The sequence below is a fragment of the Streptomyces sp. bgisy130 genome (genome assembly GCF_057708345.1).
Map to the genome: position 1 here is coordinate 1 of NZ_JBYISA010000004.1, position 16,729 is coordinate 16,729.

General features: G+C 72.4%; 20 protein-coding genes and 1 tRNA gene. 4 read left to right on the top strand and 17 right to left on the bottom strand.

Features of this window, described 5'->3' with window-relative positions:
- Positions 1-284: 284 nt before the first annotated feature.
- The 4 genes from AC3EUV_RS07350 to AC3EUV_RS07365 all read right to left on the bottom strand — a co-directional run bounded on the left by AC3EUV_RS07350 (position 285) and on the right by AC3EUV_RS07365 (position 2,934).
- Entirely contained in the window at positions 285-1,121 is an 837-nt protein-coding gene (locus AC3EUV_RS07350) for an RNA polymerase sigma factor SigF (RefSeq protein ID WP_026169669.1), read from the bottom strand.
- A 189-nt stretch (positions 1,122-1,310) separates the two neighbouring features.
- Positions 1,311-2,120: an RNA polymerase sigma factor SigF gene (locus AC3EUV_RS07355; protein ID WP_026169670.1), complete on the bottom strand. Its 810-nt coding sequence runs from the start codon at positions 2,118-2,120 to the stop codon at positions 1,311-1,313.
- 219 nt (positions 2,121-2,339) lie between these two features.
- Entirely contained in the window at positions 2,340-2,633 is a 294-nt protein-coding gene (locus tag AC3EUV_RS07360) for a Dabb family protein (protein WP_432140434.1), read from the bottom strand.
- 136 nt (positions 2,634-2,769) lie between these two features.
- Positions 2,770-2,934: a hypothetical protein gene (locus tag AC3EUV_RS07365; protein ID WP_167392858.1), complete on the bottom strand. Its 165-nt coding sequence runs from the start codon at positions 2,932-2,934 to the stop codon at positions 2,770-2,772.
- Positions 2,935-3,451: 517 nt separating this feature from the next.
- On the opposite strand from AC3EUV_RS07365, the gene AC3EUV_RS07370 reads away from it, so the two are divergent.
- A complete protein-coding gene (locus AC3EUV_RS07370) occupies positions 3,452-3,940 on the top strand; it encodes a hypothetical protein (protein WP_432140433.1) in 489 nt (162 codons plus the stop codon).
- A gap of 78 nt (positions 3,941-4,018) precedes the next feature.
- On the opposite strand, the gene AC3EUV_RS07375 is transcribed toward AC3EUV_RS07370, so the two are convergent.
- From AC3EUV_RS07375 to AC3EUV_RS07390, 4 genes are all read right to left on the bottom strand, one after another.
- Positions 4,019-4,105: transfer RNA gene (locus tag AC3EUV_RS07375), tRNA-Ser, on the bottom strand.
- Positions 4,106-4,184: 79 nt separating this feature from the next.
- Positions 4,185-4,613, bottom strand: a complete 429-nt coding sequence (tadA, locus tag AC3EUV_RS07380; protein ID WP_432140471.1) for a tRNA adenosine(34) deaminase TadA — start codon at positions 4,611-4,613, stop codon at positions 4,185-4,187.
- Between the two features lie 141 nt (positions 4,614-4,754).
- Positions 4,755-5,297: a tRNA adenosine deaminase-associated protein gene (locus tag AC3EUV_RS07385; protein ID WP_042150701.1), complete on the bottom strand. Its 543-nt coding sequence runs from the start codon at positions 5,295-5,297 to the stop codon at positions 4,755-4,757.
- A gap of 210 nt (positions 5,298-5,507) precedes the next feature.
- Positions 5,508-5,726, bottom strand: coding sequence for a hypothetical protein (locus AC3EUV_RS07390; RefSeq protein WP_432140432.1), 219 nt, complete (start codon positions 5,724-5,726; stop codon positions 5,508-5,510).
- A gap of 175 nt (positions 5,727-5,901) precedes the next feature.
- On the opposite strand from AC3EUV_RS07390, the gene upp reads away from it, so the two are divergent.
- The gene (upp, locus tag AC3EUV_RS07395) at positions 5,902-6,537 is read left to right on the top strand and encodes a uracil phosphoribosyltransferase (protein WP_432140431.1); all 636 of its coding nucleotides are present in this window, start codon (positions 5,902-5,904) and stop codon (positions 6,535-6,537) included.
- Positions 6,538-6,630: 93 nt separating this feature from the next.
- On the opposite strand, the gene AC3EUV_RS07400 is transcribed toward upp, so the two are convergent.
- The 3 genes from AC3EUV_RS07400 to AC3EUV_RS07410 all read right to left on the bottom strand — a co-directional run bounded on the left by AC3EUV_RS07400 (position 6,631) and on the right by AC3EUV_RS07410 (position 8,561).
- The gene (locus tag AC3EUV_RS07400) at positions 6,631-7,278 is read right to left on the bottom strand and encodes a LytR C-terminal domain-containing protein (protein ID WP_432140430.1); all 648 of its coding nucleotides are present in this window, start codon (positions 7,276-7,278) and stop codon (positions 6,631-6,633) included.
- 156 nt (positions 7,279-7,434) lie between these two features.
- Positions 7,435-7,731 carry a type II toxin-antitoxin system VapB family antitoxin gene (locus AC3EUV_RS07405; protein ID WP_006604254.1) on the bottom strand — a complete coding sequence of 99 codons (297 nt, stop codon included), beginning with the start codon at positions 7,729-7,731 and terminating at the stop codon, positions 7,435-7,437.
- A gap of 203 nt (positions 7,732-7,934) precedes the next feature.
- A complete protein-coding gene (locus AC3EUV_RS07410; protein WP_435602462.1) occupies positions 7,935-8,561 on the bottom strand; it encodes a DUF4232 domain-containing protein in 627 nt (208 codons plus the stop codon).
- A gap of 225 nt (positions 8,562-8,786) precedes the next feature.
- On the opposite strand from AC3EUV_RS07410, the gene AC3EUV_RS07415 reads away from it, so the two are divergent.
- On the top strand, positions 8,787-10,409 hold the full coding sequence (locus AC3EUV_RS07415) for an apolipoprotein N-acyltransferase (protein WP_435602463.1): 1,623 nt from the start codon (positions 8,787-8,789) through the stop codon (positions 10,407-10,409).
- Positions 10,410-10,414: 5 nt separating this feature from the next.
- Here AC3EUV_RS07415 and AC3EUV_RS07420 read toward each other — a convergent pair whose 3' ends face one another.
- From AC3EUV_RS07420 to AC3EUV_RS07440, 5 genes are all read right to left on the bottom strand, one after another.
- Positions 10,415-11,044: a hypothetical protein gene (locus tag AC3EUV_RS07420; RefSeq protein ID WP_432140427.1), complete on the bottom strand. Its 630-nt coding sequence runs from the start codon at positions 11,042-11,044 to the stop codon at positions 10,415-10,417.
- The gene (locus AC3EUV_RS07425; RefSeq protein WP_432140426.1) at positions 11,041-11,745 is read right to left on the bottom strand and encodes an RNA polymerase sigma factor; all 705 of its coding nucleotides are present in this window, start codon (positions 11,743-11,745) and stop codon (positions 11,041-11,043) included. The genes AC3EUV_RS07420 and AC3EUV_RS07425 overlap by 4 nt, the downstream gene beginning before the upstream one ends.
- Positions 11,746-11,779: 34 nt before the next feature.
- The gene (locus AC3EUV_RS07430) at positions 11,780-12,262 is read right to left on the bottom strand and encodes an LPXTG cell wall anchor domain-containing protein (protein WP_435602464.1); all 483 of its coding nucleotides are present in this window, start codon (positions 12,260-12,262) and stop codon (positions 11,780-11,782) included.
- A gap of 134 nt (positions 12,263-12,396) precedes the next feature.
- Positions 12,397-12,633, bottom strand: coding sequence for a hypothetical protein (locus AC3EUV_RS07435; protein WP_435602465.1), 237 nt, complete (start codon positions 12,631-12,633; stop codon positions 12,397-12,399).
- Positions 12,630-13,019: an ArsR/SmtB family transcription factor gene (locus AC3EUV_RS07440; protein ID WP_432140423.1), complete on the bottom strand. Its 390-nt coding sequence runs from the start codon at positions 13,017-13,019 to the stop codon at positions 12,630-12,632. The genes AC3EUV_RS07435 and AC3EUV_RS07440 overlap by 4 nt, the downstream gene beginning before the upstream one ends.
- 251 nt (positions 13,020-13,270) lie before the next feature.
- Between AC3EUV_RS07440 and AC3EUV_RS07445 the strand changes: the two genes are divergently transcribed.
- Positions 13,271-15,454, top strand: a complete 2,184-nt coding sequence (locus AC3EUV_RS07445) for an MMPL family transporter (RefSeq protein WP_435602586.1) — start codon at positions 13,271-13,273, stop codon at positions 15,452-15,454.
- Between the two features lie 46 nt (positions 15,455-15,500).
- Here AC3EUV_RS07445 and AC3EUV_RS07450 read toward each other — a convergent pair whose 3' ends face one another.
- The gene (locus tag AC3EUV_RS07450; protein WP_435602466.1) at positions 15,501-16,724 is read right to left on the bottom strand and encodes a GTP-binding protein; all 1,224 of its coding nucleotides are present in this window, start codon (positions 16,722-16,724) and stop codon (positions 15,501-15,503) included.
- Between the last annotated feature and the right edge of the window lie 5 nt (positions 16,725-16,729).

Here is a 16,729-nt window from a genome sequence, read left to right on the forward strand (position 1 = left end):
GAGGGCGGGTCGACACCCTCCACAACAGGGGGCCGGATCATCGGCGGCGGCGTCGGCCGGCCGACGCGCACGGCTGACGGACGGGCGGGTGGCCACGGCCGGTATCAAGTCCCTGGCCGACGGGGAGCGTTCACAGTCCGTGCGGGGACCAAGGAGGCAGAGTCCGTGAGGGGATCGCAGAGGGCCACGAGCTGCGTACGGCCGCGTACGGTCCGCATAGGGCTCTCGTGTGACTGTCCGCCGAGCGGCACGAAGCGCTGTACAGCCCCCCGGCGGACCGTTCCTCAGTCGGAGATGAGGCCCTCGCGCAGCTGCGCCAGGGTGCGGGTGAGCAGCCGGGAGACATGCATCTGGGAGATGCCGACCTCCTCGCCGATCTGGGACTGCGTCATGTTGGCGAAGAAGCGCAGCATGATGATCTGGCGCTCACGGGCCGGGAGTTTGGCCAGCAGCGGCTTGAGGGACTCGCGGTACTCCACGCCCTCCAGGGCGCTGTCCTCGTAGCCGAGGCGGTCCGCGAGGGAGCCCTCGCCGCCGTCGTCCTCGGGGGAGGGGGAGTCGAGCGAGGAGGCGGTGTAGGCGTTGCCGACGGCGAGACCGTCGACCACGTCCTCCTCCGACACCCCCAGGCACAGGGCCAGTTCGGGAACGGTCGGGGAGCGGTCCAGCTTCTGGGAGAGCTCGTCGCTGGCCTTGGTGAGGGCGAGCCGGAGCTCCTGGAGGCGGCGCGGGACCCGCACCGACCACGAGGTGTCGCGGAAGAACCGCTTGATCTCGCCGACCACGGTGGGCATCGCGAACGTCGGGAATTCCACGCCGCGTTCGCAATCGAAACGGTCGATCGCCTTGATCAGACCGATCGTGCCGACCTGGACGATGTCCTCCATCGGCTCGTTGCGGCTGCGGAAGCGGGCCGCCGCATAGCGGACCAGCGGGAGGTTCAGCTCGATGAGCGTGTCGCGTACGTACGTACGCTCCGCGCAGTCCTTGTCGAGCGAGGCCAGCCGCAGGAACAGGGAGCGGGAGAGCGTGCGGGTGTTGATGGCGTCGTCGTCGTGCACGTGCGGTGCGGGCGCGGGAATCGCGGGAAGCACCTTCGAGCTGCCCAGTTCTACGGACATGCCACCCCCTTGAGGTCGCGGTCGGGTCGCTGCGGCGTCCTCGGGCCGGGCGGACCGAGGAGTGATACCTCCACCTGAATACCGGAGGCAGCGCCGCGGCAAACGCGGTTCCAGCAGAATGTCACATGTCGGCAACACGCTGTAGCGCCATGTCGACATATCTGTGCAGGATCGGGTCGCCCGTCCCGGCTATGCGTCGATCCTGTTTGCGGATCGCAGCCGAGCGAAGCTCCGCGACAGTAGCCGCGAGACATGCATCTGCGACACCCCTAGTTCCGCACTGATCTGTGACTGCGTCAGATTGCTGTAGTAACGCAGCAGAAGGATCCGCTGCTCGCGCTCCGGCAGCTGGACCAGGAGGTGCCGTACGAGGTCCCGGTGCTCGACGCCGGCCAGCTCCGGGTCCTCGTATCCGAGGCGGTCGAGCAGACCGGGCAGGCCGTCGCCCTCCTGTGCGGCCTCCAGTGAGGTGGCGTGATACGAGCGGCCCGCCTCCAGGCAGGCCAGTACCTCGTCCTCGCCGATCTTCAACCGCTCGGCGATCTCGGCGGTGGTGGGGGAGCGGCCGTGCAGCACCGTCAGATCCTCGGTCGCGCCGTTGACCTGGACCCACAGCTCGTGGAGGCGGCGTGGCACATGGACCGTGCGGACATTGTCTCGAAAGTAGCGTTTGATCTCGCCGACGACGGTGGGCATCGCGAAGGTGGGGAACTGGACGCCGCGGTCCGGATCGAACCGGTCGATCGCATTGATCAGGCCGATGGTGCCGACCTGGATGACGTCCTCCATCGGCTCATTGCGGCTGCGGAAACGCGCCGCGGCATAGCGGACCAGCGGCAGGTTGGCCTCGATCAGTGCGGCGCGGACCCGGGTGTGCTCCGGGGTGCCGGGCTCCAGGTCCGTCAGCTCCGCGAACAGCACCTGCGTGAGCGCCCGCGTGTCCGCGCTTCGGCTCTCGCGGGATGGAGCCTTGGGCGCAGTACGGGCCGTCACGGTCACGCCACCCTTCACAGTGCATGTATCCGGCAAAAGCGGTCATAGCATCACAAGACATGTGCACTGTGTGCAAGCACCTCATAACGCCGTGTTGAACAGAGAGTTGAGTGGCTGCGGGGTGGCGTGTGGCGGGTGGGTGGCGGTCGGGGCCGGGGTACGACAAAGCCCCCCGCCCACGGGGGGCGAGGGGCTCGGCGGGACGGGCCGGGGGAGTGCCGCGGCTCAGAATTCGTAGTCGGCGATCACCCAGGTGGCGAATTCACGCCACTGGGCAGCGGCCGCCTGGTGGGCCGGGTGCTCGATATAGCGCTTGAGGGCGTCCTTGTCGGCCACCGCCGAGTTGATCGCGAAGTCGTAGGCGATCGGCCGGTCGGTGATGTTCCAGGCGCACTCCCAGAACGTCAGCTCCGGAATCTCGCCCTCCAGTGCCGCGAACGCGCGGGCGCCGGCCTGCACCCGCTCCTCGTCGCGGGAGACACCGTCATTGAGCTTGAACAGGACCAGGTGGCGGATCACGGGAGCCTCCGTGCGGCGGACGGGGCGCAGCCGGTCCGGTCGCCGGACGGGCTGGGCCGGGGCTGGGGCACCGGCCGACCGTGGGCCGGCCCGTTCGCGGGCGGCCCCCAGGGTGCGCCGCCGGGGCGGGCGGTCCCTACTTGATCAGCTGGGTCATGAACTCGCCGACGCCCTGAGCGGCGGACGAGATGCCCTCGAAGCCTATCTGCACCATTTCGGCCGCACGCTGCGGGGAGGTGATGATCGTGTACAGCACGAAGACAATGATCATGTACAACGCGATCTTCTTCGCCTGCGCCATCAGTCCCGTCTCCCCTACGCAGTCCCCTACGGCAGTGCCTGCACTTCCCGGTTGCAGTCGGGCGAGTGTAACCACACGTGTTCGATCTCGGGAGCCGAGGTTGCGGACCGAGTGCATCCTCGGTAGCCCGGCACTGATACGGACTTTATGGACCAAAGGCCCGCCAAAGGGGGCCCTTCGCCTGCCTGTTGAGGCGGGTCCCGAGAGGCACCCTGAGAGACGTGGGCCGGTGAATCTGGCAGGAATTTCCGGCCCCTGGACCGGAGCCTCGCTGCGGGGTTCACGCCGCCACCGCCCCCCGGACAGTGGCGTGGACTCGAGGTGTGGTCCTCCTCGGAGGAGGCGGCCGTCCGCGGACGCCGCTTCTCCAGGACGGGAGCCCTGCCGCCGAGCCGCCCCTGGTCACCACGGGGGAACCCAGGAAACGGTCCGGCGGCGGGGCTCCCGTCGTGTACGGCGACAGGCGCCGGGCCGCGGCACATAATGGCGGGACGCCCGTCCCAAGGGGGAACCGAAGATGCCCATGAACTCCGCCTCACCCGCGCCCGATTCGTCGCACCGGGCCGCCCGGCCCGCCCGGAGCGGCGCCCGCTCGCCCCTGACGCGGCGGCGGCCGGCCGTCGTGCTGGCACTGCTCGCCGGTCTGCTGGCCGCGGCCGTCGCACCGGCAGCTGCGGCCGGCCGCAGCGCGGGGGACACCACCCGGCCGGTCGCCGCCGCGAGCGCTCCGGGCCGCGGCGCCGACGCCTCCGCACGGCTCGCCGCCGCCCCCGCGCAGCCCGTGTCGTACCGCCACCACCGTGCACACCACGCGCCGCACTTCACGACGGTCTCCAAGTCCAAGGTGTCGAAGTGGAAGAAGAAGGCGAAGAAGAAGGGCAGCTTCTTCAAGAAGCTCGGCATCGTGCTGATCGTGCTGTTCGTCGTCTTCCTGGCACTGGTGGTCCTGGCGATCTGGCTGCTCGTGCGCTTCGTCCGCTCGCGCAGCAGGCGCAACGCCCAGTAGGCGCCGGCCGGCCACCCCGGCCCCCGGACATGACGAAGGCCCCGATCCTGGTGTGGATCGGGGCCTTCGCCCTCTGAGCGGTAGCGGTGGGATTTGAACCCACGGAGGAGTTGCCCCCTCACGCGCTTTCGAGGCGCGCTCCTTCGGCCGCTCGGACACGCTACCGAGAGAGAGCTTAGCCCAAGGGTGGCCGTGCGCCGAAATCGGATTCCGGGCGGTGGCCGACGCGGGCTCCGGACGCCGGTCAGCGCTCGCGGAAGAAGTCGGTGAGCAGGGCCGCGCACTCGGCTTCGAGGACGCCGGTGATGACTTCGGGCCGGTGATTGAGACGCCGGTCACGGATGACGTCCCAGAGGGAGCCGGCCGCCCCGGCCTTGGCGTCGCGGGCGCCGTAGACGACCCGGTCGATCCGGGAGAGCACGATCGCCCCGGCGCACATCGTGCACGGTTCGAGCGTGACGACCAGCGTGCAGTCGGTCAGCCGCCACTCTCCGACCGTTTTGGCCGCCGCCCGCAGCGCGAGGATCTCGGCGTGCGCGGTCGGGTCGCCGGTGGCCTCGCGTTCGTTGTGGCCGGTGCCGAGGACCGTGCCGTCCGCGGACAGCACGACGGCGCCCACCGGGACGTCACCGGTCCCGGGGGCGCGGGCGGCCTCGCCCAGCGCCTGCCGCATCGGCGCGGTCCAGGGATCGCGCAGCGGGTCGGGTGCGGGGGAGGGCGGAGAGGCGGATGGGGGGACGGTCATGTCCCCAGTGTCGGGGACGTGACCGGGGCGGGGCCCGCAGGCCCCGCGGCAGGAACCCGGCGGGCGGGCTCAGCGCACGGCTTCAAGGACTTCCGTGCAGCCCAGCGAGTCCGCGATGGTGCTCAGCGCATCACCGTCGAGGGCCAGCAGTTCCTTCTCGCTGACCCCCAGGTCGGCCAGCAGGGCGGCATCGCCGAGCGGGCCGTGCGGCGGGCCGTCCGAGCCGTTCACCGCCTCCAGGGGGTCGTCGTCCACGTTGTTGTCCGATTCGGGTTCGCCGTCCTCCGTGCCGTCCAGGTCGAGGCTGTCGAGGTCGTCGGTCGCGTCGTCCTCGTCGCGGCCGAGCAGCTCGTCGGTCAGCATCGCGCCGTACGAGCTTCTGGCGGCGATGGCGGCGTTGGAGAGGAAGACCCGGGGGTCGTCCTCGCCGTCCACCCGGACGACGCCGAACCAGGCGTCCTCCTGCTCGATGAAGGCCACCACCGTGTCGTCGTCGACCGCCGCCTCTCGGGCCAGATCGGCCAGATCGGTCAGCGTCTCCACATCGTCGAGCTCCGTATCGCTCGCTTCCCACCCGTCTTCGGTGCGCGCGAGCAGTGCGGCGAAGTACACCGTGACTCTCCCACTGGTCATAGGCGTGCCGGGCCGGGCGGGGCGGCGCTGCACGCCGTTGGTCCCGCCCCTTCGGAATCGTGGCAGAAACAACGCGTTCGCGCGGGGTCTTCGGCGCTGCGTCGTGCGGAGGTTGTGCGAGATGTCGCTCACGTGCCGCAGCGCGAGCGGGGGCGTGAAGGCGTTCCGCTACCGGCGCAAAGGGCTCCGCTACCAGCGGAATGTGCGCATCCGCACGGCCTGGCGCATCCGCTCGGCCCGCGCGCGGCGCGGCTGGACACGGTCCCGCAGCTCCTTGGCCTCGTGCAGTTCCCGCAGAAATTGTGCACGGCGTCGTCGGCGCGCCGCTTCGTTCCCGGCGTCCGGGGACGGCCCCTGGTTGCCGGAGACGGCGTCGTTCGTGTCATCGGTCCGCCTACGGTCGGGCACACGCACACCACCTCGGGCGAGCTCCTCGCCCGGTGACGGAACGGCCAATCGGGCGTACGTGCCCCCTTTCCCTCCTTTCAGTGGTTTGATGCCGGCCACCTCGCACGGCCGCGGGCTTCCGCCGGGCACTGCACGGCGGGCGCCGGGGCCTTCCGGCTCGGTTAGTGTCGAGGTCATGCGGATCCACGTCGTCGACCACCCGCTGGTGGCGCACAAACTCACCACTCTGCGCGACAAGCGCACCGACTCCCCCACGTTCCGGCGGCTCGCCGACGAGCTGGTCACCCTGCTTGCGTACGAGGCCACCCGCGATGTGCGCACCGAGCAGGTCGACATCGAGACGCCGGTGACGGCGACCACCGGTGTGCGGCTCTCGCACCCGCGCCCCCTGGTCGTGCCGATCCTGCGGGCCGGTCTGGGCATGCTGGACGGCATGGTCCGGCTGCTGCCCACCGCCGAGGTCGGCTTCATGGGCATGGTCCGCAACGAGGAGACCTACGAGGCGCACACCTACGCCACGCGGATGCCCGACGACCTCTCGGGCCGTCAGGTGTACGTCGTCGACCCGATGCTCGCCACCGGCGGCACGCTGGTCGCGGCCATCCGTGAGCTGATCAAGCGCGGTGCGGACGATGTCACCGCGATCTGCCTGCTGGCCGCGCCGGAAGGCGTCGCGGTCATGGAGCAGGAGCTGGCCGGGACGCCGGTGACGGTGGTCACCGCGGCGGTCGACGAGCGGCTGAACGAGGCCCGCTACATCGTGCCCGGCCTCGGCGACGCGGGCGACCGCATGTACGGCACGGCCGGCTGACCGGCCCCGCCTTTCCCACCCGATCGTTGTCAGGGCCCCGCACCACGGGTTGGTGCGGGGCCCTGGGTGTGTCGTCCGCCGTTGCTCAGACGGTCAGCACTTGGTGTCGGCGGCGGGGGCCGGGGATGGATGGGTCAGCAGGGAGAGAGACTTGGCCGCGGCCTGCTGGGTGGTCAGCGCCTTGAAGGTGTCGCCGATGATCAGGTCGAGCTCGGCGCCCTTGCGGCCGTCGGTCTTCTGCTGGGCGCCGGTGAGCTGGGTGGCGAGCACCTTCAGCGGGCCGTCGGCCGCCTTGGGGCCGAGCAGTATTCCGGCGCCCTTGATCTTCTTGTCGTAGGCGGCGGGGGCGTTGCCCACCTTGCCGATCTTGAAGCCGCGCTTCTGGAGTTCGTCGGCGGTGCGCTTGGCCAGCCCGGAGCGCGGGGTGGCGTTGAAGACATTGACGGTCAGCGTGCCGGGCGCGGGCAGCTTCCGGGCGGCGGTCTTCGCCTGCGCGGCCGCCGTCTTGGCGCCGTCCCGGCAGTGCTGTTTTTCCTGGGCGGCGTGGGCGGTGCCGGACCGGCCGCCGAAGACGTCGATGAGCTGCAAGGTGCCCCAGCCGGCCAGGCCGAGGGCGCAGCCGACGGCGACGAGGGTGAGAACGATCCGGCGACGGTGGCGCGGACGGCGCATCCGCGGATACCTGTCGCCCGTGATGCGGTACTTCCTACCGCCCATGCCTGGGGGCGTCAGCATGCTCATGGGCGCAGCGTAGTGCGGGCGGAGGTCCGTGCCTACTAGATGATCAACGCGTCGTGCGAGACCCAACCCAAAAGGGTCAATTCGGGCGGGGCGGGTTGGGCGGTGCCGGGCGGTTGAAGGTGATTTCCGGCCTGTTGGGCGACGCGGGCCGGGGCGTCAGTCCAGTTCGAGCACGCGGGCGTGCAGCACCTGGCGCTGCTGAAGGGCCGCGCGCACCGCGCGGTGCAGCCCGTCCTCCAGATAGAGGTCGCCCTCCCACTTCACGACATGCGCGAAGAGGTCGCCGTAGAACGTCGAGTCCTCGGCGAGCAGCGTTTCGAGATCGAGCTGCTGCTTGGTCGTCACCAACTGGTCGAGGCGTACCGGGCGCGGGGCGACGTCCGCCCACTGGCGGGTGCTCTCCCGGCCGTGGTCCGGGTACGGCCGGCCGTTTCCGATGCGCTTGAAGATCACACGGAAAGCCTACCGGGCGAGCGGCACCGGGCGCAGCCATGCCGCAGCAGTGCAAAAGGATCATTGACGGCAAAGTTGGATCTTTGGGGAACCAAGGCCCCGCGGATATGGCCGGATGCGACCCGAACGGCCTACCGCGGCGGGCGCCGGAGCGCGGGAGGCGTCCGGGCGTCACGACTTCAGCGCGTCACCACTTCCGGGCGTCACCACTTCCTGGTGGCCGCCAGGGTCGACTGCCAGTAGGTGACCCGGGCGGTGTGCGGGTCGACATGGACCGGGGCGCGGCCGTCCAGGCCGACCTGGGTGGGGGTGGCCCGAGCCGACAGGGCGACGCCGAACTGGGAGATCTTTCCGGCCCTGGGGTGCGTGCCCTCCGGCCCCTGGGCGGTGGAGGTGATGATCAGGGCGTAAGCGGTCCGGTTGGGAGGGAGGTGGACCTTGGCGGGGGGTTTGCTGGAGCCGATGGGCGGGAGCGGGGGGCGGCGGTCGTCGCCGAAGTGCAGCAAGGGGTAGGGCTGGGCGGCGAAAGTGCAGGGCCGGTCGGAGAAGTTGGTGACCGTCAGCAGCATGCGGTGCGCCCGCCGCGGCATCGCGCCGGCCTGGAACTTGAGCATCTCGGGGGTGCAGGCGGCCTGGCCGTCCGGGCCGGTGGGCGGCTTGCCGTCGTCGTGTGCCGAGGGTGGGACGGGAGCCGGCGAGACGGCCGTGGCGGAGTCCCCGGCCTTGGGGCCGGTGCCGTCGTGGCAGCCGGCGGTCAGGGCCAGGGTGGCGGTGACCAGGAGAGCTGCGGTGGCGGCCCGGCGGATGGTGGCGATGGCGGTGATGGGCATGGGTGCTCCCCGGACGGTGGGCGTGTACACGACCTTCGACGCGGGTGCTGGCGATCCACTAACGCATGGCTAACGCCTGCCGGGCTGCTCCCGGCGGGGCCGCCGCTCCCGGGACCTGACGAAAGTCGGGGGTCGTTCCTGCCGAACGACAGCGGTGGCGAGGGAGCCGCCGCCCCTAGCGTCCCGGTACGCGGCAAGTGAGGCGTACGGGGAGAGGAGAACGGTGTGCTCGGCATACGGGAGCGCAGGGGAGCGGGAGCGGGCGAAGGGGGAGGGCAGGCCCCGGGGAGGGAGCGGGGGAAGAGGCAGCGGACGGCGGGGGCGCGGCCGGCCGGGCGGTGGTTGTGGGGAGCGGGCGCGGCGCTGCTGATCCCGGCCGTGCACAGCAACTGGCATCTCGCGGCGGCCGCCTGGCTGTTCCCGGTCTTTCTGCTGCGCTACGCCCGGCTGCGGCCGGCCCGGCACGGGCTGCTGCGGGTCGGGTATGCGCTGGGCCTGGCCCAGTTGGCGTGGCTGGTCTCGACGGGGATGGTGTTCGTGCCGTCCGTACTGGCGGTGTTCGCGGGGCTCGCCGTGGTGCAGACGCTGCCGTTCGTCGCCGACCGGCTGGTCGCGGCGCGGTCCGGCGCGGTGTGGTCGACGCTGGTCTTCCCGGCGGTGCTGGTCTGCGGGGAGTACCTCTTCACGCGGCTGGCCGGCTTCGGCGACTACGGGGCGCTCGGCTTCACCCAGCACGGCTTTCTGCCGCTGGTCCAACTCGCCTCCGTCACCGGTGTGTACGGCGTCAGCTTCGTGGTGGCGTGGACGGCCTCGGTCGCGCACTGGGCATGGCAGCGCGGCTTCCGGTGGCGGGAGATCCGGCGCGGCGTCGTGGTGTGGGCGGGCGTGCTCGCCGTGGTGCTGGGGGCCGGTGGCGTACGGCTGGTGGCCTTCGCGCCGACGACGAAGACCGTACGGGTCGCGGGCATCAGCGCGGGGCGCGCCGCGGTACGGGCCGGCGAACGGGCGCTGCACACGGCCGGGACGGAGCTGTGGCGGCCGCGGAATCTGGTGCGGGCCGATCCGCGGCGGGTGCGCGCCGCGCTGGCACCGGTGGCCGATGACCTGGTGGCGGCCACCGACCGGGAGGCGCGGGCCGGGGCGCGGATCGTGGTGTGGCCGGAGACCCAGGCCCGGGTCCTGGCGGCGGACCGGGAGCGGCTGCTCGCCCGGGTCGCCGGGATCGCCCGCAAGCGTCAGGTCTATGTAGACACCGCCTTCGCCCTCTACACGCCGCGGCCGCCCCATGTACGCAATGTCGCCGCCCTGGTGACGCCGGAGGGGAAGGTCGCCTGGACCTACGACAAGACGCACCCCACCCCGATGGAGCCGATGATGCCCGGCAGAGGGGAGGTGCCCGTCACCGGCTCGCCGTACGGGCGGCTGGCGACGGTGATCTGCTACGACGCCGACTTCCCCGCGCTGATGCGGCGGGCGGCGGACCGGGGCGCCGGCCTGATCCTGGTGCCCGCCAACGACTGGGCGGGCTTCGAGTCGCTGCACGCCCAGCGGGCCGTCTTCCGGTCCGTGGAGTACGGCTATGCCATGGTCCGGCAGTCCGTGCACGGTGTCGCCACCGCGGTGGACCACCAGGGCCGCGTCCGCGGCAGCGCGGACTACTTCACCGCGGACCGGCAGACGCTGGTCGCCGAGGTGCCGGTGCAGCCGCGCACCGGCACCCTCTACAGCCGGACCGGTGATCTGTTCGCGCTGCTGTGCGCGGGCGGGACGCTGCTCGTGGTGGCGCTCGGGGTGCGCGGGCGCCGGTCCGTCGCCGGTGTCCCCGCGGCTGGAGGCGGCCGTCGGTAGTTCCCTCAACTCGCCGTCGCCGTAGGGGTTTTGCTCCCTTGTTCGCCCTGCGGGGCGGGGGCTTCCGTCGGGGGCGCGGAGACCGGCGGGGTGGCCCCGGAAGGGCTGCTCGACGGCCGGGTGGTGGCGGAGGGCGTGGGGCGGTCCCGCGGCGGCCGGGGCGGTTCGGTCGTGGTCGGCGCACCGGAGGGAGCGGTGGTACGGGGGCCGCCCGGCGACGGGGCAGTGGGCGAGGGCTCGGAGGTCGGTGTCCTGGGTGCCGGGTCCGGTGACGGGTCGACGGAGTGCGGCGGGCGCGCGGGCTGCGGCCGGTCCGGCGGGCCGTCGGCGGCGGTCGCCAGATAGCCGAACACGGCGGCGGCGGCCGCGGCGGCCGCCGCCAGCGGCAGCCCGAAACGGCGCAGCCACAGCCGCCGCACGGCGGACAGCGGGCCGCGGCGCGGTGCGGGGCGCGGGGGCGCGGCGGGCCGCAGATCCCGGATGCCGATGCTCTCGGCGCGGGCCGCGAGGGCGCGCCGCAGGCGGTCCTCCACGGGGCGGCCGGAGCCGGGACCGGGCCCGGAGCCGCCCGCGCCGGCACCGCCGTCTCCCGGGGCGTCTCCGGTGCGGCCGAAACCCGTGTCTGGGCCGTTCATGACCGCGCCTCCAAGATCTTCTCCAGCGAGTCCAGCGCGCGGCTGGCGATCGATTTCACCGAACCGCGGCTGATGCCGAGGGTCGTCGCGATCTGCGCCTCCGTCAGATCGCCCCAGTAGCGCAGCACGAGCACCTCACGGCGGCGGGCGGTCAGCCCGCTCAGCGCGGCGAGCACCTCCCGGTGCTCCTCGTCCAGCACGATCCGCTCCTCGGCCGACGGGGCGTCCGCCTCGTACGGAGGGACGTAGTCGCGCGCGGTACGGCGGCGCCGCAGCACCGAGCGGGCGGCGTTGACCACCGCGGTGCGCAGATAGGCGAGCGCGTTGTCGACCTCGTCGAGCCGTTCGCCGTGCCGCTTGTAGAGCGCGGCGAACGCGTCCTGGACGACGTCCTCCGCGGTGGCCCGGTCGTCGACGAGCAGGACGGCCAGCCGGACCATGGTCAGCCGGTGGGCGTGGTACAGCTCGCTGATCGTGGGCGCGGGTTCGGGTGGCGCGGCGCCCTCGCCGTCCGGCAACCGGGGCCGGGAGCCCGCGGGCCGGCCGTACGCGGACGGCACGGGCGGGTGACCGGGGCGCGGTGTCTCGCGGTGGGCGGCGCTCGCGCGGGCGGTGCGCAGCAGCCACCGCCACCAGGCAGGCCGGGGCCCCGGCAGGGCGAACCGTGCCGGGGCGTGGTGCGGGGCGGCGGAGAGCTCCATCGCTTTCTCCGGGCGGGTGGCGGTGCGGGCCGGCTCAGGCGCGCCGGCGGCGGACCGCGTAGACGGTGCCGCCGCCCGCGGCGATCAGCCCCGTGGCGACCCCGCCGTACGCCATGGTGGCCGTGGACGCCCCGGTGTGCGCGAGTTCCTTGCCGCCCTTGGGCTTGCCAGGGGTGGTGGGCTTGGGCTCGCCGGGGGTGGTCGGGGTGGCGGAGGGCGGCTCGGTCGCGTCCGGTCCCGGGTGGGTGGGGGAGGGCCGCGGGGTGGCGGGAGCGGTGGGCGGGGCGGTGGGTGCGGGCCGGGTGCTGCCGTCGCCCGGCGCCGGGGTGGGCTGCGCGGACGTGTGGCCGGCGGCCGGGCGCGGCTGCGGCCGGCCGCCCTCGGCGTACGCGGTCCCGGCCGACAGCGCGGTCAGGGCGAACGCCGCGGCCAGCCCGGCGCCGGCCGCACCGCGCAGACGGCGGGCGGCGGACGGGCGGGGTGCGGAGGGAGTGCGGAAGGTGCGGGTCGACTTCACGGTCGGCTGCTCCACGTTCTTCGACGGGGGACGCCGGATGGCGCCCTCACCCCTGACGACGTGCGGCGCGGGCGGGGGTTGCCGGGCGGTGCGAAAAAACTTCCGCCGGGCCGCGCCCCACCCGCCGACGGGCCTCAGCCCACGCTCTGGAGCAGCTTCTCCACGGCCTTGACCCGGTCGCCCAGCTCGGCCAACTGGGCGGTCATCGTCTCCTGCTGGGCGGTGACCCGCTCCGCGAGCCCGCGGTACTCGGCGAGCGCCGCGGCATCCGCGCGATGCCGCTGGAGCTTGAAGTACGACGCCACGATCGTGGTGACCGAGGCAAAGATGATCACCAGGACGGCTATCGGGATGATGATGCTGCCGTTCATCTACGTGTCCCCCTAGGGTCGTTCGGTCCCTTCGCGGCCGGCGGCTCGACCGCGCCGTCCGCGTCCCCGGTCGCTTCCCGTGGCGGCGTCCCGGACCGGTCCTCCTGGAGGGCGGCGAGGACGGTGGCCACGTTCAGCTTCAGCTCGAACGGCGCCAGTTCGAAGTACTTCAGCGCCTTGCCGTCCTCGGACAGCTCCAGCCGGCCCACCACCAGACCGGCCTTTTCCAGCCGGTCCAGATGCATGTAGAGCAGCGGCCGGGACATCTCCAGCCGACGGGCCAGCTCGCTGACGTACAGCCGCCCGCCGGCCAGTTCGCCGATCACCCGCAGCCGCTGCGCATGGCCCACGGCGGACAGCAGGGCCAGCAGCTGCTCGCTGTTCATGGCCCACCTTCTTGCTGTTCCGGACGTCTGTCAGCGGAGGTTTTCGCATGCCACGACGGACTGTCAAACAGCCCGGTGCCCTCCGGCCACCGCAATTTTACGGTTGACGCTCTGATGCGACACCTGTAATTCTCGACTTACATGCGTACCAGTGGGGGGCGCGACACGATGCCGAAGGGGCGGGGCAAGTGAACGTGGCGGTACGAATACGGCCGTTGGAGCCGCAGTCGAGAGAAAAACGGCCGGTCACGGTGCGGTTGGCGGTCTGGAGCGCACGGCATCCCTGGCGCGCGCTGGCCGGATGGCTGGCGTTCGTGGTGCTGTGCCTGGGGGTGGGCCTGGCGATGGGCACCCACAACGCCACCGGCGAGGACTACCGCGTCGGCGAGGCGGGCCGCGCCGAAACCCTGGCCGCCGAGGCCCGGCTGGATAGGGAGCCGGTCGAACAGGTGCTGATCTCCGCCCGGTCCGGCCCGCTGGAGCGGACCGCCGCCGACGCGGCCGTCCGCGACCTCACCGCCCGGATGCGGCAGCTGCCCGAGGTGGCGCGGGTCGAGCCCCCGGTCCGTTCGGCCGACGGGGGTTCACTGCGGGTCGCGGTGGTCATGAAGGGCGCGGAGGCGGACGCCAAGGACCATGTGGCGCCGCTCGCCGCGCGGACCGCGGCGGTCCAGCGCGACCACCCGGAGCTGCGGGTGGCGGAGACCGGCAGCCCGTCGGTCAGCGTCGGCGTCAACACCCAGCGCGGCCAGGACCTGGCGCTCTCCGAGGCGATCGCACTGCCGGTCACGCTGCTGACGCTGCTGGTCGTCTTCGGGTCCGTGCTGATGGCGGCGGTGCCGCTGCTGCTCGCGCTGACCTCGATCGCGGCCGCCATGGGCCTGTCGATGGTGGTCTCGCACCTCCAGCCGGACGCCGGGGTGGGCGCCAACATCATCCTGCTGATCGGCATGGCCGTCGGCGTCGACTACACGCTCTTCTACCTCAAGCGCGAACGGGAGGAACGGGCCCGCGCGGGCGGCCGGCTCGGCGCCGAGGCGCTGGTGGAACTGGCCGCCGCCACCTCCGGCCGGGCGATCGTGGTCTCCGGCCTCGCGGTGATCGTCTCCACCGCCACCCTGTACCTGGCCACCGATGTGGTCTTCTCCTCGCTCGCGACCAGCACCGTCATCGTCGTGCTGGCCGCGGTACTCAGCTCGCTGACGGCGCTGCCCGCACTGCTCGTCAAGATCGCCCAACGCGCCGAACGCCGCGCGGACCGCCGTGCGCAGCGGACCGGCCGCAGCCGTCCGGCACGGCGGGAGCGCGCGGAGGGCACCGGCCGCCTCTGGCGCGCCCTGCTGCGTCCGGCGACCGAGCACCCGGCCCGCACCCTGTGCGTGTCCGTCCTGCTGATGCTGGCGCTGGCCGCACCCGCGCTGGGCATGCAGCTGCGCGTCCTCAACAAGGACAGCCACTCCCGCGAGATCCCCGCCCTCCAGACCTACGACCGGCTCACCACGGCCTTCCCCGAGCTGCGCGTCCAGCATCAGATCGTGGTCCGGGCGCCCGCCGCGGAATCCTCCGAAGTAACGTCAGCACTACGGAAGTTGAGCGCACGGGCGCATTCCGATCCGCTCTACGCCAAGGGCGTCACCCCGCTCGTGAAGACCTCGCGGGACCACCGCACCACCACCATGGAGCTGTCGACGCCGCACAAGGTCAGCTCCCCCGAGGCGATCGCCTCCCTCGACCGCCTCCGCCGGGACTATCTGCCGGACACCGTGGGCGCGGTGCCCGGGGCGGAGTTCGCGGTCAGCGGCGATGTCGCCCACGACACCGACTACCTCGCCCACCAGGACGGCAAGCTGCCGCTGGTCGTCGGCGCCCTGCTGCTGCTGACCTTCCTCGTGACCACGCTGGTCTTCCGCTCCGCCGTCATCGGCCTGCTCGGGGTCGCGCTCAATCTGCTCTCCGCGGCCGCGGCGTTCGGGCTGGTCGTGGTCTTCTTTCAACACGGCCTGGCCAGCACGCTGTTCGGCTTCGACACCGCGGCGACCAGCGCCATCGGCTCCCGCGTACCGCTGTTCCTGTTCGTGATCCTCTTCGGCCTGTCGATGGACTACCAGATCTTCGTCGTCAGCCGGATCCGGGAAGCGGCGCTGCGCGGGGTGCCGACCCGGGAGGCCGTGCTGCACGGCGTCGGGGCCTCCGCAAAGGTCGTCACCAGCGCGGCGGCGGTCATGGTGACGGTCTTCGCGGCCTTCATGTTCCTGCACCTCGCGGAGATGAAGCAGATCGGCTTCAGCCTCGCGGTCGCCGTCCTGCTGGACGCCTTCGTGATCCGCGTCGTGATCCTGCCGTCGGCGCTGACCCTCCTGGGCCGGGCCAGTTGGTGGCCGTCCCGGACGATGCGGCGGGCGCAGCGGGAGGTGTCCGTGGGCGCGGTGCCGTAGGCGGGCGGTGCCCGTACGCGGGGGGCGTAGCCGGGCCGTGGCCGCGTTAGGGGGCGAGCGGCACGACCGGGTGGTCCGCCGGGCCCTCGTGGTCGCAGCGATCCTCGATGCCGTGCACGCCCCAGGCCGGGAACGGGTCGTCGGCCCCCGTGGGCGCGGGCTCGTGGGGGCCGAGGAGGCAGGCGGCCAGGGTGGCGTGCAGCGGCCCGGCGCGCAGACCGGTGCCGATGAAGACCAGCTCCTGGCCGGCCGGGCCCGGCTCCGCAGCACGCCCCGGACCCGGCTCCGTACGCCCCTCGTCCACCCCCGACGGCTCGAAGCGGGCGACCGAACCGGCCTGGGACCACAGCCCGGTGAGGCCGGGACGGGTGGCGAGCCGGAAGAAGCCCTTGGAGCGCAGGACGCCGCCGAAGGCGCCGCTGTCGAGCTGCTCGGTGACGAAGTGCCAGAGGCGGGCCGGGTGGAAGGGGCGCTCGGCACGGAACACGGTGCTGGAGATGCCGTACTCCTCGGTCTCCGGGACATGGTCGCCGTTGAGTTCCCGGACCCAGCCCGGCGCCTGCTGGGCACGCTCCAGGTCGAAGCGGCCGGTGCCCAGCACCTCGGCGGGCGGCACCGCGCCGTGCCGGGCCGGGACGATACGGGCGGCCGGGTTGAGCCGGGCCAGCGTCGCCCGCAGGCGTTCCGCGGTTCCGGCGTCGACCAGGTCGATCTTGTTGAGCACGAGGACGTCGGCGAACTCGATCTGGTCCATGAGGAGATCGCTGACCGTGCGCTCGTCGTCCTCGTACTGGTCCAGGCCGCGTTCGGCGAGGCCGTCGCCGCCGGTGAGTTCGGGGAGGAAATGGGCGGCGTCGACGACGGTGACCATGGTGTCCAGGCGCGCGAGCTCGCCGAGCGTGGCGCCGTCGTCGCGCGCAAAGGCGAAGGTCGCGGCGACCGGCATCGGTTCGGAGATGCCGCTGGACTCGATCAGCAGATAGTCGAAGCGCCCCTCGCGGGCCAGCCGGTCGACCTCCTCCAGCAGATCGTCGCGCAGGGTGCAGCAGATGCACCCGTTGGTCATCTCGACGAGCCGCTCCTCCGTACGGGACAGCGCCGCGTCGCCCCCGCGCACCAGGGCGGCGTCGATGTTGATTTCGCTCATGTCATTGACGATGACGGCGACGCGCAGGCCCTCCCGGTTGCCCAGGACGTGGTTGAGCAGGGTCGTCTTGCCGGCGCCGAGGAAACCGGAGAGGACGGTGACGGGCAGCCGGGGGTGCGCCACGGCCG